We start from the raw sequence: 20,817 nt of genomic DNA, 5'->3' as shown, positions 1-20,817 counted from the left end.
CCAGCTCTTTATGCTGCTCAAGACATATGCGCGGAATCGGTACCTCGACAGCAATCATTACAATTTTCCGCACGATGGCTATGGACCTGTAACCACGAACGTCCCAATTTGGGCGTCGGCGGCGCGGCATACGTGCATAAATTTTAAATGGTGGTGTGGTTCTGTTGGTCGGCCTCGTTTAAACGGGGATGAGTTCTGAAGGTGGCTTTCTTCGCAGGCGGGGGTTCTCAACGTGCATATTTCACTACGCAGTTGGTCTTTCCAAAGTCTTCGCGACAGATTGACGATCAGGGCACAGATGGCGCTGCTGACGGCTGTAACCTGCGTCGGAGCAGTTGGCATTGCTGCCTCCGGCGCTGCAATTCTGGCACGTCAGAATGCGGTCTCCAGCGCGAACCAGCAGTTGCTGACCCTGGCACGCCACCTGGCAGAGCGTCTTGACCAGCATATGTTCGAGCGCTACCGCGAAATCCAGAATATTTCCAACTTGGCACCGCTGGAGTCGATCTGGGAGAGCGAGCCCGATGCCGTGCGCGTCGTTCTCCAGCGGCTTCAGGAGAGCTTGCCGGAATACGCCTGGCTGGGCTTTGCATCTCCGGACGGTATCGTGCGGGCTGCGACCAAGGGCATGCTCGAAGGTCAATCCGTGTCTGCCCGCCCCTGGTTTGCGAACGGACTGAAAGAACCCACCGTCGAGGACGTGCACGAAGCAAAACTGCTGGACAAGCTGCTGCGCACCTCTCCGAACGATGCCCCGTTTCGCTTTGTAGACGTTGCCATGCCTGTGCGGGACCGGCAGGGCACGCTTGCCGGCGTGCTTGGCGCTCATATGAGCTGGACATGGGCGGACGATGTCCGACGGACAGTTCTCAGCAACGAAGATCCAAGTTCGCCTTCGGATCTGTGGGTCGTCGGGCGCGACGGTTCGGTGCTGATCGGCGACAATACGGCGAAGATCGACGTTTCCCGTCTCGGGGCCGCAGGCACCAACCAGGGCACGGTCTTCATCGATCAGACGGACAGCAAGGATATGTTGACCGCGCTGGTTCCGACCAAGGGATATGGAGACTACCCGGGTCTCGGCTGGACGGTTGCCGCCCGCAAGCCTGTGGATGTGATCTATGGGGCGGCGAACAAGCTGGTACTTCAGATTTTGCTGGTTGGCTTTGCAGTGGCCGGAATCGCCTCCTGCATTGCCTGGGTGCTGTCCGGCGCTGTCACAAGGCCGCTGCAAAACCTGGCCGAGAGCCTTGATCTCGTCGGGCGCAAGACAGATGGCACGACTGTAGAGCGTGAACACGGGTCGCTGGATATTCTGCAGCTTTCCGCTGCGGTCCGTTCCCTGTTGCGAAGGCTTGGCTCGGCCGAAGCCGGCCAGCAGGACGCCCACAGTACGATCGATACGCTGCAGCGCGAGGTGGAGGTTCAAAAGAGAACCACCGAGGAGAAGATGCGGCGGTTCGGGCAGGATCTCCATACCCTCCAGGTCCTTGCCGATACGGACGGCCTCACCGGACTCCTCAACCGGCGGGCCTTTCTGGAATTTGCTGAAGATGCCTGGAGTTATTACAAGAAAAGCAATGGCACATTCAGCATTCTCATGTTCGACATCGATAATTTCAAACGGATAAACGATGCATTCGGCCATTCGGCGGGTGACTATGTCATCCGCACCATGGGCAACATCCTCAGCGCCGGCATCCGCTCGACCGACAAGGTCGCACGGTTCGGAGGTGAAGAATTCGTGGTGCTGCTCCGCGAGACCGACGAAGCGGCGACAGTCATGCTCGCAAATCGTCTCCGGGAAGAGATTGCGGCGACCGTCGTCAACACCGGCGCTCACAAGATCACATTCACGACCAGCGTCGGATGCGCCGTCAGCACGCCGGCGGCCCGCGATCTCGAAGACGTCATCCACAGCGCCGACAAAGCACTCTACGCTGCAAAGACGAGTGGCCGGAACTGCGTTACGTTCGACAGCCGGCCGACGCAGAGCCAGCAGACGGCAGATTCCAGTGCTTCGGGATCATTGCGAAATTGAACGACGAGACCGGGGCGCGAACGAAAACGGTGGTTCCGTTCGCGCCGCGAACATAACTTAATACAAAATGACACTCCGCAATATTGCTCTCAGGCATAGTGCGATGCGAACCGGCCTCCCGTTGTGGGGTCAGCCTCTGCATCCACACTATGAAAGAGAGTCATTCCCGTGCACATCAAGTCATTCGTATTTGCCATTATCGCCATTTCGTCGGCAGCACCCGCAATGGCAGCGGACCTTTCCGTTGTTCCGGAGGCAGCGCCTGCTGCTTATTCAGCCTATGACTGGTCAGGTTTCTACATCGGCGCCCAGGGTGGCTATAGCTGGAATCAAACCACCGTTCTCGGCACCAAGGAAGATCTGGACAACGGCTCCGCAGGCATTCACGCCGGCTACAACTTCCAGTCGGGCAGCATCGTCTACGGAATTGAGAACGACTTCAACTACAACTTCGCCAAAGACAAGGACACCGACCTTGAATGGGATGCGTCCGGGCGTGGTCGTATCGGTTATGCCCTTGACCGTACGCTGATCTTCGCAACTGCCGGCATCGCGGCGACGAGCGGCAAGCTGGACATCCCCGCTATACGCAAGAAAGACGACATCCTCATTGGATGGACTGCGGGTGGAGGTGTCGAACACGCCATCACCGACAACATCCTGGTTCGTGGCGAATATCGCTATTCGGATTTCGGCAAGAAGGATTTCGGTGCCGGCGTCGGCGATTTTGGCGCCACCCAGAACAAGGTCCTGATCGGCGCCAGCTACAAGTTCTAGCCGCAGGCAGGACGGCCGGGAAGGACGAGACGAGACTTTCCCGGCCCATCCGGGATGGTCACCTCCATCCCGTCGCCGCCGCAGCCCGGCAATAAAGACGGAACAAAAATCCAACGAACAGATGGATCCCGGGAGAAGCCTCCAGGCGATCAAGCAAGGAGACTTTGCCGTGAGCGGACCTGCGAGCAAAAACAACAGACGCCCCATTCTTGTCTTTCTTCCGGCCAACGCGGCAAACACCATCGTCGCCAGGCTAGAGCTAGCGGGCTATCCGGCGGTGGCGGTCACGACAGTCCCGGACCTGTTCGATGCGCTTCGCTCGGATGCGTTCGCATTGGCAGTCACAGTCCGGCCGCAGATCGATATCGTCCGGAACATCATGACGATCCCGGTCGTCAACCTCGAGGTCTTCTTCCACGCGGCGCTCACGGCCGACAGCGCCGAGATCAGCGGCAAACAGTTCGACGTCAATGCCTTCGTCAACCGCATAAAGACGCTCACTGTGCCCCGGTCAGGCCGTGAGCCCGAGAAGGTCAAGGAGTTCGGCCGCAAGCAGGCTGCAGCGAACCCCGGCTATGCGGGATGGCGCAAAGCAGCGGTGCATTTTTTCAAAAGCCGTTCCATGGCGAGGATCGACATCTGAGCGTGCGTATTTCCGATCTCTCTGGCCATCGCCCGGATTTCATGACGCGTCATGGGAGCGCAGACCCGATGTTTTGCATTGGTCGCCTGAAAACGTTGGCAACTGGCAGGACCGCTTTCACCTGGCTCCCCCAAGGATTGGATCCTGCACAGGTCGCCGCGGTAAAATGCGAACTCCTCTTCTGGATAGGGTCTCTTTTGATGTTGTGGATAATTGGCGCTGCCTCGGTCAGCGGTTTCGTTCTGACAGCCTTCTTTTGCCTTCTGACGTTTGCGAAGGTTCTGAAGATATCTCTCATGAAGATCATCGAAGGCATGCCGAAGTATTCCCGCGGGCGCCACTACGCGACACTCACTCTCGGGATTGCCTTTTTTCTCATGGTTGCGGCACGCGCCTGCTATATCTCGATGATCATCGTCGATACGGGGATGGCCGGTGGGATATGATCTGGAGCTTGAAAAAAAGACCGGAGCCGATAAATCCAGCAGCCGTCTTGCAACTGCGGTAAGACTGGCCTCTGAGATCGGGGAGCCCGCCGAGATGACATTTCCAGACCAAGCTCACATCCTCATCGTTGAAGATGACACCGAAATCGCCGGAATGCTGGTCGAACTCGTCTGTGCCAATGGCTACAAGGCGACGTCGGCCGACAGCGGTGCGGACATGGACCGCCTTCTGGCGCGCTACAAATACGACCTGATCGTTTTGGATGCGATGCTTCCCGGAGAAGACGGTTTCAGCATCTGCAGAAGGCTACGCTCCTCCGGCACCATCCCGATCATTATGCTGACGGCGCTCCAGGAGGATATCGATCGTATTCTCGGGCTAGAGCTGGGAGCGGACGACTACGTCACCAAACCGTTCAATTCTCGCGAACTCATCGCCCGAATCAAGAGCATCCTGCGCCGGGCTTCCTATGTGCGGGAACAGGATGGCGGGCTTGCCGCCCTGGCATTTTCGGGCTGGCGTATAGATCCAAACAGTCGCCAGCTTCACGACGCCGAGGGCGCGCAGGTGTCGATGACAACTGCCGAGTTCGACCTGCTTCTGGCCTTCTGCCAAAATCCCAACAAGATCCTGACGCGGGAGCAACTGCTGTCGATGACCCACGCGGGCACTGCGGGACCGATCGAGCGCAGCATCGACGCGCACATCAGTCGGGTTCGGCAGAAAATCGAGCCGAACCTCAAGGAGCCGACGTTCATCAAGACGGTTCGGCTCGGCGGCTACATGTTTGCCGCAAAAGTGGAGCGGATATTGTGATATCGCTGCGTTCTGCGTCACTTCGCATACAGATACTTCTGCTTGCCGTTCTCCTCGTCGTACTCGTGTCAGCTGTCGCGACGATCACAGAGCCGTTCATCTATGGCCGTCACGACAAGGGGATCGAAATCGGCTTGTTCGCCGGTCGCGTGGAGACGGTGCTGGAGCAATTCAAAAAGGCCAATTCTCGAGCGGACGAGGATGCCGCACTGGCCAATGCGGCGGCAGTCGGGCTTCGCATGGGGCGGGTCGATCCCAGGGAGTTCGCCGATGCTGCTGCCGTCGTGCCGATCCAGGCAGACGTTCGCCCAGGCATTCGCAGGCTATTGGACAAATCCTTTGTTGCGGAGATCGGCGAAATCTTTTCGCATTCCAGTCCCCGCCATAACCTGCTCGTCATGCTCGACAACGACAATGCGTTGTCGATAGAAGCCCCTATGTTTCCGAAATATCTCTGGTTTGCTCCAGCTGTTGCCAGCGGGCTTTTGAAGATCATCATTCCCCTGGCGATCATGGCCTATCTCAGCAGCCGGCTGATAACCCGGCCGCTGGAGCGCATCGCGACGGCGGCCCAGCGAGAAACGGTCCTGAACGAAACCTACGCAGAGCCCTTCACGGTCGAGGGTGCGAGCGAGATCCGAATTCTTGCAAACTCTCTCAACACCATGCGCAGCCGTATCCAGCAGATGACAGTCGATCGCACGAGGCTGTTGCGCGCAATCAGCCATGACCTCAGAACGCCCCTCACCCGGCTTCGAATGAGAGCCGAACGGCTGGCAGATTCCGACCTCAAGGATTTGATGCTGCGAGATGTCACTACTCTTGGCATGATGATCGACGAAAGCCTTTCATTCCTCAACGACAAGGTCGAAAACACTCGCAAAGTCGATCTGTCGAGCCTCCTCCAGACGGTCGCCAGCGATTTTGCGGACACTGGCGTCAACGTTACGTTCGAAGGTCCGAGACGTGTCGTGTACATCTGCAAGTCGCAAGGCCTGACGAGAGCCGTGAGCAACCTGGTGTCAAACTCCGCCCGTTATGCAGATCAGGTCTGCGTAGCGCTCGAATGTTTTGAAGACGGAGGCGTGCGGATCGCGGTAAAGGACAACGGGCCAGGCCTTCCCGACGAAATGAAAGTCCGCGTGCTCGAGCCGTTCTTCAAGGCTGATGCATCCCGGCAGGGCGGAGCGATGGGGAGCGGTTTTGGCCTTGGCCTGACGATTACCAAGGGCATCGTCGAGAAAGGCCACAATGGCACTTTCCAGTTGCTCGACAATATGCCGAAAGGGCTGATGGCCGATATCCGGCTGCCGCCCGCAACGTGACAGGCGTGCAGCGCCCGGTTGGGTTATTCTTGGCTGCGAACATTTCAGAACATCAAAGAAGACACGGCAATACACAAATGTCCGATGGTCATTCCTGGATCTTACCCCCCGGAGGCTATCTTCCTATGCCATCAATCAAATCGATCTTCGCGACTGCATTTGCGTGCGCAGTCACTACCGGATGTACAGCCGCCGGTCCCGTTGTCTACGAGGGACTGGCTTCGGCGTCAGCGCTGAAACCCAATCCCAATGACCAGAATGGTCGCGAACCCTATGTTTTCCGGGGCGACACCAGCTTTCGACAATATACCAGGATCATCGTGGATCCCGTGACTGTCTATGCCGGCACCGACGCTCAGTTTGGCAAGGTTTCCGCCGATGACAAACTGGCTCTTGCGCGCTACATGCAGTCCGAATTCACCGAGAGGCTGAAGACGCGGTTCTCCATCGTGACGGCTCCGCAGCCTAACACTCTCAGGCTGCACCTGACGCTAACGGGCGTGAAAGCAAATACCCCTGTGCTCGGGACGCTGTCCCATTTCGACGTCGCGGGCGGCGTCTACAACGGAGTCCAGGCTGTCCGCGGAGGCGAAGGGTCGATGACGGGATCGGTCAACTACGCGGTCGAGGTCTACGATGCGACAGCGAACCGCCTGTTGCTCGCCTATGTCAGCAAGCAGTTTCCGGGCGCAATGAACATCGGCGCCAGCATGGGATCGATGCAAGCTTCGATGGTGGGCGTTGAAAAAGGTGCGGACGCGCTGCTGGCCAAGCTTCGCTAGTGCCGGGTACCGTCAATTGGCCTGGCCGGAGCCCCTGCCTGGAAAGGGTATCGGAACCCTAGCCGGATTGGCGAAAAGCGTATCCGCGCGATCTCAGTTGCTGGCGCGTCTGCGAACGCCGGAATAGATGAGCGCAGCCGCGACGACCAGCAGGCCCTGGAAAAAATACTGGAATGTCTGGCTGAGCCCGAGGAAGGTGACGGCGTTCAGAACCTCGGTCAGCAGGACTGCGCCCAGCAACGTTCCGATAAACGTTCCCCGGCCACCGGTCAGGCTGGTGCCGCCCAGCACCACCGCCGTGATGCTCGACAGCGTGTAGTTGATGCCCTGGCGGGGATCTCCTACGCCGATCTGCGTCATCAGCATGATTGCGCCGAGGCCGGTGAGCAGCGAACAGGCGATATAGCCCGCAATGAACGTCAGGTCGACGCGGATGCCGGCCCGGCGTGCCGAATGCTCGTCAGAACCGACGGCACGCAGCCGCCAGCCTGCCTTTGTCTGGCGCAGCACATATTCCCCGCCGACCGCAATGGCAACCAATGCGAGGAAGGCGACCGGAAACGGTCCCCACTGCCAATTGACCCAATCGGTGACAGTCGCGCTGATGTAGCCGTCTGGATTGTCGCGCAGCAGGAAGCTCAAGCCCTGTATGGCGATATACATGGCCAGTGTGGCGGCGATCGGCGTAAAATTGGCAAAGCGGATCAACAGCCCGTTGATTGTGCCTGTGATGAAAGCACCTGCAAGCATCAGCACGAAGCCCGCCAGCATCATGACAGAGGACTTATCGTCGTTGATGAAGAAGGAGGCGACGACGACGAGGAAGCCGGCGAGCGGGCCGACGGAAAGATCGATGCCACCCATCAGCAGTGCGACAGTCTGTCCGAGGGCAATGAACCCGAGCGCCGTTGCAAGGAGGAAGATGTTGTAGATGTTGTAGACCGAGAAGAAGTTGTCGTTCTGGCTGTAGACATAGAGCCCGAGCAGGATGGTGACGAGCGCGAGGGGCACAGCAGGCGCGTTGTCGGACTGCAGGAAATGGCGGAACGCGCCGGTCTTTTCCGCAGCCTTGGAAACGCTGGCGCCTCCATGCGTGCTGGCATTGACGGCAGCGGCAACGATGCGACCTTCGGTGACCTCATCGCCAGTCAGTGTAGCGACCAGATGACCGCGCGACATGACGATGACCTTGTCGCACAGCCCCTCGAGCTCCACGGCATCAGAGGAGTTGACGATGACCGGCGTGCCGCGGTCGGAGACTTCGCGCAGGATACGATAGATTTCGAAGCGGGCACCGACATCTACGCCCTGCGTCGGCTCGTCGGCAATGATGAGGCCGGGATCGGAGAGCATTGCCCGCGACATGACAACCTTCTGCTGATTGCCACCGGAAAGCGACAGGATGGGCGCCTCCATGCCGGGCGCTTTCACGGCAAGCTCGGTGAAAATCGCGTTGACCTGCTCGAGTTCCTTTTTGCGGCTCATGATGCCGCCGACCGAGAATTTTTCGAGCGCCGAGAAAGTCGCGTTCTCGCGCACGGTGAGGCTGGTTGCCACCCCCTCCACATGCCTGTCGGATGGCATGAAGGCTGCTTCGCGCAGCAATTCGCTCTGCGTCAGCTGCCGACCTCGAAGGGTTATCGTACCCTCTGTAGGATGCAATCCTGCCAGCACGCGCATGAGTTCCGGCTGGCCGTTACCAGCCACGCCGGCGACCCCAATGATCTGGCCGCGCGGCATGTCGAAACTGATGTCTGTCAGCTCCTTTGAGCTGATGCCGCTGACGGAAAGGCTGGTTTCGGCCTCTGCCCGCTGCGACTTCGGGGGGAAGGCCGATTTCAGAGTACGCCCGACGATCATGTTGACGAGATCACCGTCGCTGATGTCCCGCACCATTTCTGCACCGCGCACCTTGCCATCGCGCAACACCGTGACACGATGGGCAATCTGGCGGAGTTCTGCCAGGCGATGGGTAATGTAGATGACCGCTGTGCCGGCGCTCGCAATTTCGCGGATGCGCCCAAACAACATGTCGGTCGAATCCTGGTCGAGGGAAGCGGTCGGCTCGTCGAGGATGAGAACCCGTGGCTTCAGCGCCAGGGCCTTGGCGATTTCAAGCAGATGCTTCTGCGCCACCGTCAGGCTATCGGCACGCATGCCGAGCGGCACCTGAAGCCCGACCGTATCGAGAACCTCCTGTACGACCTCCTGCGGCGACCGGCCGGCAAAAACCGAAGACGGAAGCGCCACGCGCAGATTTTCCATGATTGATAGATCTTCGAGAATGGCCGGATGCTGGAAGCAGATACCGATCCCCAGCGACTTCGCAATCTCGGGCGTCAGTTGCTGGAGCGGACGACCCTCGAAACTGATTTCGCCCTCGGTCGGGCGCAACGTGCCGGAGATGATATTCATCAGCGTCGATTTGCCGGCGCCGTTCTCTCCGAGAATAGCGTGCACTTCGCCCTTGCAGAACTCGACGTTCACATCGCTGAGTGCGGGGATGGCAGAGAAATACTTGGAGATACCGGAGAGACGGATAATCACGTCCCTTGTCTCTGCCTCGACCGCTTTAACGCCTGTTTGCAACATCTGTTATCCGTCCTCGAAAACTTGCCCCGGAGAGTGTTCTCTCCGGGGAAATCCATGCCTGTTCGTCGGCTACTTGGTGACCGCCTTGGCCTGGTCTTCTGCCGAAAGTGCGGACGACAGATAGATGGAGCCAGGCAGGTCCTTGCGGCACTTGACGGGGTTCGGCGTGCCGGAGACCGAGTCTTCGAAGGCAGGGGCCTTGAAGATTTCGTCCTTTGGCTTCTCGCCGCCGGTTGCAAGCGCAACGGCCCATTCTACGGCAAGCCGCACGTTGTCATTGCCGGTCGCGACAGTGAACAGCTTGAAATCCGGGTTCTTGGCCTTGCTCTCATCGAACAGGCAGCCCAGCGAATTGCCGTCGGATGTTGCCAGCGCCGGGATCGACTTTCCCTGCTTGGTGAATGTCGGCAACGCGCCTACCAGCGACGGGCCGAAGTCCGACACTATGACATCGATCTTGGCATTCTTGGCAATTTCGGCCGTCAATACTTTCTGGGTCAAAGCCGGATCCCAGTTTGTGACCGCGAAAGGCTGCGGGTTGACGAAGACATACTCCGGACCGAGGACGCTCTTCAGGCCCTTCAGTTCATCGAGACCCTGGCTGTTGCCTGCCGGACCGCTGAGGAACAGCAGATTGCCCCCCTTGGGGAGGATACCCTTGATCCAGTTGCCCCAGGTCACGCCATCGTTCTCGAACGACGAGCCGATGAACTTCGAATAGTTGACGCCCTCCTTGCCGCCAACGGCTACCCGGTACGGCACGATGACCTTGCCTGACTTGTAAACGCTGGTGATGGCCGGAAGCATGGCAGGGCCGGCGTCGCCGAACACGACCAGCGCGTCGATACCCTTGGCAGCCATACCCTTGATGTCTGAAATCGACTTTTGCGTATCACCTTGGCCATCTGCATATTCATATTTGGTAATGCTCGGGCAGAGATCGACGACCTGCTTGCCCGATGCCGTCGTCACCTGGCGCCAGCTATTGCCTCCGTAGCCGTCGAGCAGTGCCAACGACGCCTTTTTCGGGCCGCACCACGAGGGCGTCTCGGCCTTGGCAAGGCCCGCGCTGCCGAGCGCCATGACGGCGGCGGCGACGGAGAGCGCAAAGCCCTTCTTGAATGTCGAATGTTTCATGTTTTTCTCCTCCACAGTTTTTCGTTCAGGTCGTTTTTCTTACGTTTCTTCGCCAACGCAGCGAGTAAACACCGATGCCAAAACCCAGGGCCAGGGCCTGGATGATGGTCTGAGCCGAGTATGGAACCCCTACTGACAGGGCGAATTGGCTCAATTGATTGAGAAAGAAGGCCGCGATGACAGTCGAGATCGGGAAGCCCCGGCCACCCAGGAGCGAAGTGCCTCCCAGCACAACGACCGCAACAGACGGCAGCAGAAGCGTGTCTCCCTGAAACGCGGTTGGCTCGCGGGTGATGCCGGCGATCAGGATTCCGGCCATGCAATAGAGCAGCTGCGCGAAGACATAGGCCATCATCTGATGAACACGAACGCGAAGTCCGGCGGCACGACCGGCCGGAGGGCTGGCGCCGATGGCCTCGAAGCGGCGCCCGACCAGTGTTTTCTTGAGCACGAAAGAAACGACAACGGTGGCGGCAAGCGCGAAATACACAGCATTCGGGACCCGGAAGGTCTCACCACCGGCTATTTCCGCAAGAAGGTTCGTCGTGATCGAAGGAACCCCGCCCGACGTGGCAAAGACTGCGCCGTAAAGCAGCGCATTGATGCCGATCGTCGCAATAATCGAGTTCAACCGGAAGAAGCTGACGAGGATCCCGTTCGCGAAACCTGCAATGAGGGCCATCCCGAGCGCGATCAGAACTGCCTGATAAAGCAGCGCATCGTTCTGCTGAGGATAGTGGGTGGCAACCACGACGGCGAGCGAGACGGAGCCGGGAAGTGAAAGGTCGAACCCGCCCTGCTGCACTACGAGCAGCTGCCCAAGACCGACGACGGCGATGATCGCTGCGAACGGCAGGCTTCCCGACAGCGCTCCCCAGGAGACGCTCGAGGGCGCAAATACCTTGCAGACGACCAGCAGCAGGATGGTCGAGAAGACGACCGTCATGAAACTCCGCGCCATCGGGATCCGAAACAGGCTTTGCTTCTGCAAGCTGGTCGATGTCATCGAGCTTGAGTTCATCTCAGCTCACCTTTCTTGGAATCGCTCACGAAAAACACCTTTGCTGCCCGGGCTGCCTATGGCCGTATGCTGAAAAATTCGGGCAGCCGATATACTCGAATGCGCCATGCCGGAACGAGCACAAGTGAGCCCACTAGCCTGAGACTACCGGCGGTTACTCGTGGGCATTTACTAGCAATTCTGAATTTTGTACTTCACGCGCCCGAATGGAAATATACCTATCGCTCGAAAGCATGGTCATTTCGCGCAGTTCCACTGGGTCGGCGCAATTGCAGGCAGCCGAATTGTAGATTTCGTCGTCCATATCCATGCTCCTCCAAGCAACTGCAAAATAAAGTCACAGAACAAGAGACCTTCCCTCTCGAGAAAGCTACGGCTTCGATCTATTTGTTGAGGTAAGGGCACTCCTCCCAACTCCTCGTCTCCACCTTTATGCATTTTGAAGCGCCTGAAAACATCGAAGATGTCCGGATTGGATAAGGCGCTTTTTGGAAGCTTGATCGTCCGGATTTCACGCGAAAAAATCAGAAACTTCGGCGCATCACCGTCCATGCATCAAAGGCGTCATACTCCCGACCGTCTGGACTGTTTCAGCTGCAGACTGGCTTGGACGTGCGTGTCATCTCTTGCCAGCAGCTTCAAAGGCCTCGATCAGCAGCTTCGAATTCTCCGGCCTGGCTTCGAGCCTGCCATTTTCGATCTCGTAGGCGATTTCCATGACGCGCTGGTTCACCGGCGCTGGCCGGCCGTGCGCTTTCAGGGTGTCGACGACCCAGCCGTTGACCTCCTGGATCTCGGCACGACGTCCTTTTCGCCAGTCCTGCAACGACGTTGTCAACGTGTCGGCTTGCGAGAAGACCGTCAGTACCTCTTCGAATATCTTGTCGACATAGCGCTCCGGGTCGTTTGTCGTCACCGGCGGCATGCCGATGATGGGTACAATCGTGGCACCATCGGCGAGGGCCGCATGCATGGCCTCATAGCCGGCCGCACGCATCGTCTCCAGCATACCCGGGGTCCGTGCTGCATCTCCCAGCGGCAGATTGATGATCGCCGAAGGAATAAGTTCGGCCGCGTTGACGACCAGCTTCATCCATTTTGCCGAACGGATATCGTCCGTGACCTCGACCGTGCCTGCATTGCGCAGCAGATCGGCAACGGCCTCGACCCTTGGCTGCGTCTGCGGATCGAGCGCGCCAAGAGCGAACCAAGAGGTGTCGTGGTCGTTCTGACGGTTGGTGACACCGGGCACCCACATGTTGGAGGCGATCTCGATCACCGCGCCGATGGTCCGCTCCCGGCCGACGATCGCGGCAATATCCTCATGGGTCATGCCGTTCTGCAGGCCGACAACCAAGCCGTCTGGCGCAAGGACCGGCTCAATAAGCTGGCAGGCCCATTTCGTATCGTAGGCCTTGACCACCAGGAAGACGACATCGAAGGGTTCCTTGATTTCCGCCACCTGGCAAAGATGCAGTGCTGGAACTTTGGCATTGATCGTGCGTGTCGGCAGGTTGACAGTGATGCCATGCTCGCGGATTGCGATGACGTGATCCGGCCACTGTTCGATGAAGGTTACGTCCAGGCCCGCAAGCGCGAAATCGGCGCCGATGGAAGCGCCTTGCGCGCCCGTGCCCAGAAACGCGATCCTCGGACCGCCCTCTTTATCCCAGCTCATGCGGTATCTCCTTCGGGTATGATCGCGCCCAATCGTCAGCGCATGTGAGAGAGTTTATTGGCTGTCCCTCGCGAGACGCAGAGATGACGTGCGGACGCTTCGTCTCAGGGGATATAGTCGACCTGATAGCGGTCCGTGCGGACCCCATCGAGCTCGTTTCTGACCTGCAGGTGAGCCGGATGCTCCGCGTATCCCTGCAGATCGGCCTGGCTCTCGAATTCGGAATACAGCACCACGTCGCAGGCGTAGGAAATCCGGCTGATATCGATGCCGATCTCCAGCGTCCGCAAGCCCGGGATCTGGCCGACCAGACCCTCGAACTTGTGCTTGACGTTGCGCGCCGCCTCTTGCTTTTCCTCGGCCGTGTCACCGCGGACGTTCCACATGACGATATGTTTGATCATCGTTTCTGTTTCCCGGGTCAGATTGACGACGCAGACGCGCCTGCCGGCCTTGCGCCCTCATAGGCACGAGACAGCAGATGATGGAGACCATCCTTTTCCAATGCGCGCGGGTTCCAGTAGGCATTGGACATCGCCTGCTCGACCGCCGCGTCGATCCCATCGCCGGGCATGCCCAATGACTTGAGGGCCATATCCGCACCGAGACCGGAGGCGAGATCGAACAAGCCCGTCGCCGCATCGTCAGCGCCGAGCGCTTTGGCAATCCGCGCCATCGCTTCCGGTACCGCCGGCGCGTTGTAGGCGACGGCGTGCGGCAGGACAGCGGTGTGCATTGGCGCATGCGGCAGGTTGAACATGCCGCCGAGGGTGTGGCAGAGCTTGTGGTGGAGCGCCATGCCGACGGAACCCAGGCAGACGCCACAAAGCCACGCCCCGTACAGCGCATCGGCTCTTGCCTCGGGATCTTCCGGGTTTTTCGCGATAACCGGCAAGGCGCGCGAGAATGCCGCGATCCCCTGCTCCGCCAATAGCGAAATGATCGGATTGGTTTCGCGCGCATACAGTGCCTCGACCGCATGGGCCACGGCATTGAGGCCTGAAGTGACGGACATCGAGCCCGGCAGTGTCAGGGTAAGGTCGATGTCGTAGACGATGACCTCAGGCAGAATGCGCGGGTCTGACTTCGTGACCTTTCGACCATTCTCAGTTTCGCCAAGGATAGGCGTCGCCTCGGAGCCGGCATAGGTTGTCGGCACCACGATCTGCGGAATATCGGTGCGAAAGGCGATGGCCTTTCCGAGCCCCGTCGTCGATCCGCCGCCGATTGCCAGCACCGCGTTCGCCTTCAGCCGCTCGACTTCACGCATCGCATCGACGGTCACGTCGACTGGCGTGTGCATCTGCGCCTTCGTATAGCTGCCAGCAAAACGCGGTCCGAGATGATCGGCCACGGCCCGCGCCTGTTCGGCCTGCTCCGGTGTCGACAGGACGAGAACCTTGTCGGCCGACAGACGGTCAGCCTCTTCTCCAAGCCTTGCGATCGTGCCGTGCCCGAAGATCACGCGCCCGGGATTGGCGTTATAGGTGAAGGCCTGCATCGCTATGCCTCCAGCTTCTGCTGCGGCGTGACCAGCACAAAGTCACAGGTCACGGCCTCGAACGGATTGTCGAAGCCGAGCTCGGCAGCGCGCTTCGGATCGTCCAGCTTGCCGAAATCGGCAATCAGGTCTTCCTTCACCCCGAAAACCGCATCCGAATGAAGGTAGGGGCAATCGGGCGTGAAGATATGTGTTGTGATGGGCTCGAAGCCGGCAGCCCCGACGATGAAGTGGATGTGGGCTGGCCTGAATGGATGGCGCCCCATCTGGCCGAGCAGCTTGCCAACAGGGCCGTCATCGGGGATCGGATAGAATTTTGGCCGAACCGACTTGAACCAGTATGACCCGTCGGCATCCGTCTTGAAGATGCCGCGCAGGTTCATCTCGGGCTGCAGGCCCTTCTGCTGGACATCGTAGAAGCCCTCGTCGTTGGCTTGCCAGACATCGAGCATCGCGCCGGCGATCGGCTTTCCGTCGGTATCGGTGACGCGCCCCCTCACCAGCAGCGGTTCGCCCTTGCCATCCAGACAGATATTGGCGCCATTCTCGTATTGCGGTGCGTCCATGACATGGAACGGACCGAGCACCGTAGTCTCGGTCGCCCCGGATGGCTTGCGGTTGTTGATCGCATCGACCAGCATGGAAACGCCGAGAATGTCGGAAAGCAGGATGAACTCCTGCCGCCATTCGTTGCAGATCTGGCCGGTTTCGGTCAGGAAATCGATGGCCATGCCCCATTCCTGCTGATTGGGCTCCACTTCCTTGACGAACGCATGCAGGTGGCGGATTGCTGCGCTCATGACTTCGCGCAGACGCGGATCGGTTTTCCCTGCCATCCGTGCCAGGACTACTTCGACCGAGCTCTCCTCGGAGAAGTATCCGCTCTCAGCGTCATGTTTCGTCTGCTGGTCAGCCATTTCCGTTGTCCTTTCCCATAGGCCCCGCGGCACGATCCGGTCGCATCCGTGAGGGTTTGGTCGTTCCCTGATCGCCGCAACCGCAGGCGGCGATCAGTTGTTCAGGAGGGTGATCTTGACGCTCTTGGTTGCGTCCTTGCCGAAGCTGAAAGCATCGACGGCGTCCGTCAGCGCGTAGTCGTGAGTCTGGATCGGTGAGAGATCGATCCCTGTACGATCTAGGAAGCGTATCGCTGCAGGCCACACGCCCGGCGAACCGATGCATCCCCTGACGGTCAGGTTCTTTATCTGGATCTGGCCGATGACGACCGGCACCTTGCGCCCGATATTGATCCCGACCATCGACATGCGGCCGTCTTCCCGTGCGTAGTCGAAGGCCGCAGCCAGCGATGCATCGTGACCGGATGCCTCGACAACCAGGTCGGCGCCGTGACCGCGGGTCATTTCGCGGATACGGTCCGCGGCACCCCCGTCGGACGGATCGAGCGCGGCGTCTGCCCCGAGCCTCAGGGCCACGTCGCGGCGGGTAGCCAGCGGATCGACCACGATGACGCGTGCGCCCATGCCGATAGCAGCCGCTGCCGACACGAGGCCGATGGTGCCGCCGCCCGAAACGACCACAGTCTCGCTGGCATTGGTGCCCCCGGAGCGCAGCACCGCATAGAAGCCGCATGTAAAGGGCTCGATCAGTGCCGCCTTCTTGTCATCGACCGCATCCGGCAGCTTGTGTAGCCATTCCGGATTGACGTTGAAGAATTCGCGATCGGCGCCGCTCATCGAAAATCCGAAATGATGGAGCCGCTCCGGCGTGCGCACGACGCATTCGCCGACGACGCGGTCGCCGACCTTGAAGCCCGTCACGTTGCGACCGACCTCGACGATCTCGCCACTCCACTCGTGCCCCGGCGTCACCGGATAGGAGATCGGGATGATGTATCGTCCGGCGAGCAACTCGTAGTCCGAGTGACAAATGCCGACAGCGCGCGTGCGGACGAGCACTTCGTTGGCCGAAACCTCCGGCATCGCCACATCGACGATTGCCGGCCTGTCAGGGGCCTCGAATACCAAAGCTTTCATGACACTCTCCCTGTCAAAGTTGCTCGACGACGCCGGAGCGTGCGGAGCGGATAATCGCTTCGAGAAGCGCAATGTTGTTGATCATCTCCTCGCCGCTGATCGGATATGGATCGGTGCCGCGCACGGCTCGGGCAAACGCTCGCAGGTTGTCGCGAACCGGCTCGGCCGGCGCGACTTCGCGCACGGTGATGGGCTTGCCCTTCCAACCCTCGGTAACGATCCAGCCGTCCGGCGATTCGACGTGCGCCTTGTCGCGCACCTCGATCCAACCCAACGTCCCGAAGACCGCGAACCGCGAGATGAACGGTGTGGCCAGCGTCGCGGACACATAGGCCGAACCGCCGTTTTCGAAGCGGATATGGGCGCTCATCGTATCCCCCTGCGGGATCTCCGAAGCGAGGTTCTCGCAGATGACACGGACATCCTTTGCAGGCCCCATAAGCTTGACCGATAGGTCGGTCAGATGGATGCCGGTTGCCGTCATGCCACCGGCAGGCGCCTGCTCCGCGTTCAGCCGCCAGTTCGACGGATCGAGGGTGAGGAACTTGTCGTGGCTGAAATTGGACTCTATCTGCAGCAGACGACCGAGCTTGCCGCTATTTGCCGCCTGGAGGATCTCGGCAATCGGCGGCTCGAAACGACGCTCGTGGCCCATGCCGAGAACCAGCCCGGCATCACGGCACAACGCCACGGAGGTTTCGGCATCCTTCCTGGTCATCGCCAGCGGCTTTTCGCAGAATACGTGCTTGCCGGCAGCCACTGCCTGGGCGATCTGTTTCTGATGCAGGGAGTGGGGCGTTGCAAGGACAACAGCCTCGATGTCGGGATCGGCCAGCGCATCGGCGATATCCGAGGAGAATTGCAGGCCCATCTCGCCGGCAAAGCTTTCTGCCTCCGGGCTCGGATCTACAGCACGAACGAAGTGCATTTCCGCACCCCCGGCATTGACCAGGGTCGCCATCTTCTTGCCCCACCAGCCGAGGCCGACGATGGCAGCAAGCACCGGCTTGTTTTCGATCATTGTCATCTGTTGTCCACCCGCTTGCTGAAGGGATGGATATTGACCGACTTCCAGACGCCGGCTGCCGTGAACGGATCGGCCTTGTTGAAAGCGACGATCTCTTCGATGGTGTCTGCCTCGAACAGGAAGAGCGAGCCGATCATCGTCTCGTTGTCATCGGCGAGGAGCGGCCCGGAAATGATGGTCTTGGTCTTTGCGGCGCCGAGATAGGCCTTGTGCGCTTCGTAGTTGGCAAGCCGCTTTTCCACGGCGCCCGGATGGTCCAGGCAGTGAACGATATAGTGCATTACAAAACCTCTTCGTTGTTCAGGCGATCGAATAGCCGCCGTCTATCATCGGACATTGACCCATAGCGCCGCCGATGGTTTCGGCGGTTACCAACGCCACCGCCCTAATGCGGCCGCCGAAATCCAATGGGCAGTGCTCCGGTCAAGCTTTCATATTGACGAGTATCTTCATGTGGGACGCATTGGGATCGAGCAGCGCCTCGAAGCCCTTTTCGACTACGTCGTCCGGAGAAATCTGCGCGGTGACGATCTGCTCGACAGGGAAGATGCCAGATCCGATCATCTGCGCGATCCTTGGCCAGATCGTCACCGGGTAGCACCAGGTCGCCTCGACCGTGATGTCCTTCAGAGCCCAGAGCATCGCATCGATGGCAGCCGGCTTGACGTGCAGACCGACCTGCACGACCGTACCCTGACGCTTGACGGCCCTGGCACAGAGGTTGAGCGAAGCCTCCGCGCCGACGCATTCGAGCGCCACGTCGACGCCGACGCCATCCTCGGTGTGCTCGCGGAACAGCGCTTCGGCATTCACCTCGCGCGGATCGAAGACGATCGCCTCCGGCACCAGCTTACTGGCAAGGGCGCGGCGGTTCGGGTTCAGTTCGGAAACGAAAATGGTCGTCGCACCGGCTGCCCGCGTTGCAAGCAGAACCAGCGCGCCAATCGGGCCGACGCCGGAGACCAGCACAGTGCTGCCTGCCTCCACGCCGCCGCGATCGACGCCGTAGAGAGCAACCGCTGCCGGCTCGATCATGGCTGCCTGCACATCGCTGACGCTGTCCGGCACCGGAAAGACATTGTAGCTGTTGACGACCGCCTGTTCCCCCATGCCACCCCATTCCCAGGACAGGCCGAAGCAGGCCATCTTTTCGCTGAGATGATACAGTCCCCGGCGACCGTAATAGTCGTCGCGGGGCGAGATCAGCGGCTGGATCGAGACACGCGATCCCGGCGCGACGTGCGTCACGTTCTTGCCGACCGCCAGGACCCGGGCAGACAGTTCGTGCCCGAGGATCTGCGGCAGGACCGCGCCGGAATAGACGTGCGGCGTGCTCGGCGTGACGATCGGTCCTGCAATATATTCATGCAGATCGGTTCCACAGATGCCGCAAACCAGCGGCTCGATGAGAACCATGTCATCGCCCAGCGGCCCGGACGGAGCGGGTACATCTTCAACGCGAATGTCTTTCTTCGAATAGTATCGAACGGCTTTCATACGGAGATCCTCTCATTTTCACGTGGCAAGCCGCGCGTTTGAATGATTGCGGCTGGCAAGGCGCACCGGCCTCGCCCTCAGACTTAATTCGCGGAAGCGGGTAGCATGCGCGCTCCTCGCTCTCTTCAATTCAGGTGATTTGGTCGGACACGGCAGACGCCAGGAATTCAATGGTGGGTGACCGAAAGCCGGTTACGGCAACGACCCTTCCTGCAGCGATCCAATCATCAAGTCCTCCTCCTCACCCCAGATCCTCCAGTCCCGGAATATCGACAACAGGCAACGGTGCCGCATTACCGAAGTAAAGCGTGCCAATTTGCAAAATTGTCGGTTCGTGTTCCTCCCGGGAACGGCTGACCATCCTGTCAGGAAGCTAGTGGATAAACACGATGTCCGACAAACCTATATTTGTCCGGATTGGATATTTTCTGCCAAGCATTCCATCCCGACTTCGTCCTATTAATTTCTCCGGGAGGACGGAGACAGTTTATGCGGCCGAATGCCGAGCATTGGTCGACACGCACGTTCCCCCCGCAGGCAAGGGATCGGCAAACCGGCGCTGCTGGTCGTCGGGAACAAGGGAGAGGTCGATGAGCGAGAGATTTACAGTAGGCTGGGCAGGCATAGGCAAAATGGGTGCCCCGATGAGCCGCCGCGTTCTCGATGCCGGCTATGCCTTGCACGTCTACGAGCCCTTGCCCGAGAACCGCGCCACCATCGTTGCCGAGGGCGCCAATGTGGCGCATTCGCTGGAAGATCTGGCAGCCGCTTCCGACGTCATCGTTCTGACAATCCCGAATGACGCCGTTCTGCGGGAGCTCGTTTTCTCGCCGGGCGGCCTTGCCACCACGATGAAGACCGGACAGATCCTGGTCGAAATGAGCACGGTGTCGCCGGCAATTTCTACGGAAGTCAACGAGGCAATGTCGGCGCTTGGCGTTTCATACCTGCGCGCACCAGTCTCCGGCAGCACCGCGACCGCATCGTCCGGAACCCTGTCGGTCATGGCGTCGGGACCTGAGGAGGCCTACAAGCGCGTGGAGCCGATGTTCGAATGCTTTGCGTCCCGCCGCTTTTATGTCGGCCAGGCCGAGGAGGCGCGCTACCTTAAACTCGTACTCAATGCGCTCGTCGGCGCAACGTCGGCGCTTCTGGGAGAGGCCCTTACCCTCGGGTTGAAGGGCAATCTCACGGTCGAGACCATGCTGTCGGTGATTTGCGAGAGCGCCGTGGCCTCACCGCTGATCGCCTACAAGCGGGACCTGCTGGTCAACCGCAATTTCGATCCTGCATTCTCTGTATCCCAGATGATGAAGGATTTCGACCTCATCCTGGATGCGGCACGGGCCGACCACACTCCGATGTATCTGGCATCGATGATCCGCCAGCAATACGAGGCGGCCTACGCCGGCGGCCAGGCCGACAAGGACTTCTTCGTGCTCTTCGAGCAATCGGAACGCCTCGCCGGACTTGCCCCTCCTACCGAAAAATAGCCCGCCGGCATTCTGGTCCCTATCTGCACCGATCCTAGCCAAAAGG

The 20,817-nt window shown here is 59.7% G+C and carries 20 protein-coding genes; 8 read left to right on the top strand and 12 right to left on the bottom strand.

All coding sequences use genetic code 11. The features are described from left to right. Positions 1-280: 280 nt before the first annotated feature. From PR017_RS28015 to PR017_RS27985, 7 genes are all read left to right on the top strand, one after another. Positions 281-2,041, top strand: coding sequence for a sensor domain-containing diguanylate cyclase (locus PR017_RS28015; RefSeq protein ID WP_133255642.1), 1,761 nt, complete (start codon positions 281-283; stop codon positions 2,039-2,041). A 168-nt stretch (positions 2,042-2,209) separates the two neighbouring features. Continuing rightward, complete coding sequence (locus tag PR017_RS28010) at positions 2,210-2,818, top strand: outer membrane protein (protein ID WP_111221673.1); 609 nt, start codon at positions 2,210-2,212, stop codon at positions 2,816-2,818. 169 nt (positions 2,819-2,987) lie between these two features. Next, positions 2,988-3,461, top strand: a complete 474-nt coding sequence (locus PR017_RS28005; protein ID WP_133255641.1) for a hypothetical protein — start codon at positions 2,988-2,990, stop codon at positions 3,459-3,461. Then, a complete protein-coding gene (locus PR017_RS28000) occupies positions 3,401-3,907 on the top strand; it encodes a hypothetical protein (protein ID WP_133255640.1) in 507 nt (168 codons plus the stop codon). Before PR017_RS28005 ends, PR017_RS28000 begins: the two co-directional genes overlap by 61 nt. Positions 3,908-4,001: 94 nt before the next feature. After that, entirely contained in the window at positions 4,002-4,724 is a 723-nt protein-coding gene (locus PR017_RS27995; RefSeq protein WP_111221670.1) for a response regulator, read from the top strand. Then, positions 4,721-6,049, top strand: a complete 1,329-nt coding sequence (locus PR017_RS27990) for an ATP-binding protein (protein WP_111221669.1) — start codon at positions 4,721-4,723, stop codon at positions 6,047-6,049. The genes PR017_RS27995 and PR017_RS27990 overlap by 4 nt, the downstream gene beginning before the upstream one ends. Positions 6,050-6,174: 125 nt before the next feature. Next, the gene (locus PR017_RS27985) at positions 6,175-6,831 is read left to right on the top strand and encodes a DUF3313 domain-containing protein (protein WP_111221668.1); all 657 of its coding nucleotides are present in this window, start codon (positions 6,175-6,177) and stop codon (positions 6,829-6,831) included. Between the two features lie 93 nt (positions 6,832-6,924). On the opposite strand, the gene PR017_RS27980 is transcribed toward PR017_RS27985, so the two are convergent. The 12 genes from PR017_RS27980 to PR017_RS27925 all read right to left on the bottom strand — a co-directional run bounded on the left by PR017_RS27980 (position 6,925) and on the right by PR017_RS27925 (position 19,278). Further along, positions 6,925-9,423, bottom strand: a complete 2,499-nt coding sequence (locus tag PR017_RS27980) for an ATP-binding cassette domain-containing protein (protein WP_111221667.1) — start codon at positions 9,421-9,423, stop codon at positions 6,925-6,927. Between the two features lie 69 nt (positions 9,424-9,492). Continuing rightward, positions 9,493-10,560: a substrate-binding domain-containing protein gene (locus tag PR017_RS27975; protein WP_111221666.1), complete on the bottom strand. Its 1,068-nt coding sequence runs from the start codon at positions 10,558-10,560 to the stop codon at positions 9,493-9,495. A gap of 25 nt (positions 10,561-10,585) precedes the next feature. Then, positions 10,586-11,581 carry an ABC transporter permease gene (locus PR017_RS27970; protein WP_206423214.1) on the bottom strand — a complete coding sequence of 332 codons (996 nt, stop codon included), beginning with the start codon at positions 11,579-11,581 and terminating at the stop codon, positions 10,586-10,588. Between the two features lie 154 nt (positions 11,582-11,735). Beyond that, positions 11,736-11,885, bottom strand: a complete 150-nt coding sequence (locus PR017_RS27965; protein ID WP_154677477.1) for a hypothetical protein — start codon at positions 11,883-11,885, stop codon at positions 11,736-11,738. Between the two features lie 315 nt (positions 11,886-12,200). Next, the gene (locus tag PR017_RS27960; RefSeq protein WP_111221664.1) at positions 12,201-13,259 is read right to left on the bottom strand and encodes a ketopantoate reductase family protein; all 1,059 of its coding nucleotides are present in this window, start codon (positions 13,257-13,259) and stop codon (positions 12,201-12,203) included. Between the two features lie 104 nt (positions 13,260-13,363). Then, positions 13,364-13,663: a Dabb family protein gene (locus tag PR017_RS27955; protein WP_111221663.1), complete on the bottom strand. Its 300-nt coding sequence runs from the start codon at positions 13,661-13,663 to the stop codon at positions 13,364-13,366. A gap of 17 nt (positions 13,664-13,680) precedes the next feature. Next, positions 13,681-14,760: a maleylacetate reductase gene (locus PR017_RS27950; protein ID WP_111221662.1), complete on the bottom strand. Its 1,080-nt coding sequence runs from the start codon at positions 14,758-14,760 to the stop codon at positions 13,681-13,683. A 2-nt stretch (positions 14,761-14,762) separates the two neighbouring features. Next, positions 14,763-15,677 (bottom strand): intradiol ring-cleavage dioxygenase, encoded by a 915-nt coding sequence (locus PR017_RS27945; RefSeq protein WP_111221661.1) that lies wholly within the window; start codon positions 15,675-15,677, stop codon positions 14,763-14,765. Positions 15,678-15,770: 93 nt separating this feature from the next. Beyond that, entirely contained in the window at positions 15,771-16,754 is a 984-nt protein-coding gene (locus PR017_RS27940) for a zinc-dependent alcohol dehydrogenase (protein ID WP_111221660.1), read from the bottom strand. Positions 16,755-16,767: 13 nt separating this feature from the next. After that, entirely contained in the window at positions 16,768-17,781 is a 1,014-nt protein-coding gene (locus PR017_RS27935; protein WP_111221659.1) for a Gfo/Idh/MocA family protein, read from the bottom strand. Continuing rightward, positions 17,778-18,062, bottom strand: coding sequence for a YciI family protein (locus PR017_RS27930; protein WP_111221658.1), 285 nt, complete (start codon positions 18,060-18,062; stop codon positions 17,778-17,780). The genes PR017_RS27935 and PR017_RS27930 overlap by 4 nt, the downstream gene beginning before the upstream one ends. 142 nt (positions 18,063-18,204) lie before the next feature. Further along, positions 18,205-19,278, bottom strand: a complete 1,074-nt coding sequence (locus PR017_RS27925; RefSeq protein ID WP_111221657.1) for a 2,3-butanediol dehydrogenase — start codon at positions 19,276-19,278, stop codon at positions 18,205-18,207. Positions 19,279-19,868: 590 nt separating this feature from the next. Here PR017_RS27925 and PR017_RS27920 point away from each other — a divergent pair. After that, positions 19,869-20,771, top strand: coding sequence for an NAD(P)-dependent oxidoreductase (locus PR017_RS27920; protein WP_161959371.1), 903 nt, complete (start codon positions 19,869-19,871; stop codon positions 20,769-20,771). Positions 20,772-20,817: the final 46 nt, after the last annotated feature.

Source organism: Rhizobium tumorigenes (assembly GCF_003240565.2).
Taxonomy (GTDB): Bacteria; Pseudomonadota; Alphaproteobacteria; order Rhizobiales; family Rhizobiaceae; genus Rhizobium; species Rhizobium tumorigenes.
Note: the sequence above shows the minus strand (reverse complement) of the source record. Positions and strands in the feature narration are given on the sequence as shown.

Coding starts and splice junctions, on each gene's coding strand:
- PR017_RS27975 (WP_111221666.1), bottom strand. CDS start 10,560: ATGAAACATTCGACATTCAAGAAGGGCTTTGCGCTCTCCGTCGCCGCC.
- PR017_RS27985 (WP_111221668.1), top strand. CDS start 6,175: ATGCCATCAATCAAATCGATCTTCGCGACTGCATTTGCGTGCGCAGTC.
- PR017_RS27950 (WP_111221662.1), bottom strand. CDS start 14,760: ATGCAGGCCTTCACCTATAACGCCAATCCCGGGCGCGTGATCTTCGGG.
- PR017_RS27960 (WP_111221664.1), bottom strand. CDS start 13,259: ATGAGCTGGGATAAAGAGGGCGGTCCGAGGATCGCGTTTCTGGGCACG.
- PR017_RS27945 (WP_111221661.1), bottom strand. CDS start 15,677: ATGGCTGACCAGCAGACGAAACATGACGCTGAGAGCGGATACTTCTCC.
- PR017_RS27980 (WP_111221667.1), bottom strand. CDS start 9,423: ATGTTGCAAACAGGCGTTAAAGCGGTCGAGGCAGAGACAAGGGACGTG.
- PR017_RS27935 (WP_111221659.1), bottom strand. CDS start 17,781: ATGACAATGATCGAAAACAAGCCGGTGCTTGCTGCCATCGTCGGCCTC.
- PR017_RS27920 (WP_161959371.1), top strand. CDS start 19,869: ATGAGCGAGAGATTTACAGTAGGCTGGGCAGGCATAGGCAAAATGGGT.
- PR017_RS27995 (WP_111221670.1), top strand. CDS start 4,002: ATGACATTTCCAGACCAAGCTCACATCCTCATCGTTGAAGATGACACC.
- PR017_RS28000 (WP_133255640.1), top strand. CDS start 3,401: ATGGCGCAAAGCAGCGGTGCATTTTTTCAAAAGCCGTTCCATGGCGAG.
- PR017_RS27955 (WP_111221663.1), bottom strand. CDS start 13,663: ATGATCAAACATATCGTCATGTGGAACGTCCGCGGTGACACGGCCGAG.
- PR017_RS27930 (WP_111221658.1), bottom strand. CDS start 18,062: ATGCACTATATCGTTCACTGCCTGGACCATCCGGGCGCCGTGGAAAAG.
- PR017_RS27965 (WP_154677477.1), bottom strand. CDS start 11,885: ATGGACGACGAAATCTACAATTCGGCTGCCTGCAATTGCGCCGACCCA.
- PR017_RS27940 (WP_111221660.1), bottom strand. CDS start 16,754: ATGAAAGCTTTGGTATTCGAGGCCCCTGACAGGCCGGCAATCGTCGAT.
- PR017_RS27925 (WP_111221657.1), bottom strand. CDS start 19,278: ATGAAAGCCGTTCGATACTATTCGAAGAAAGACATTCGCGTTGAAGAT.
- PR017_RS27970 (WP_206423214.1), bottom strand. CDS start 11,581: ATGAACTCAAGCTCGATGACATCGACCAGCTTGCAGAAGCAAAGCCTG.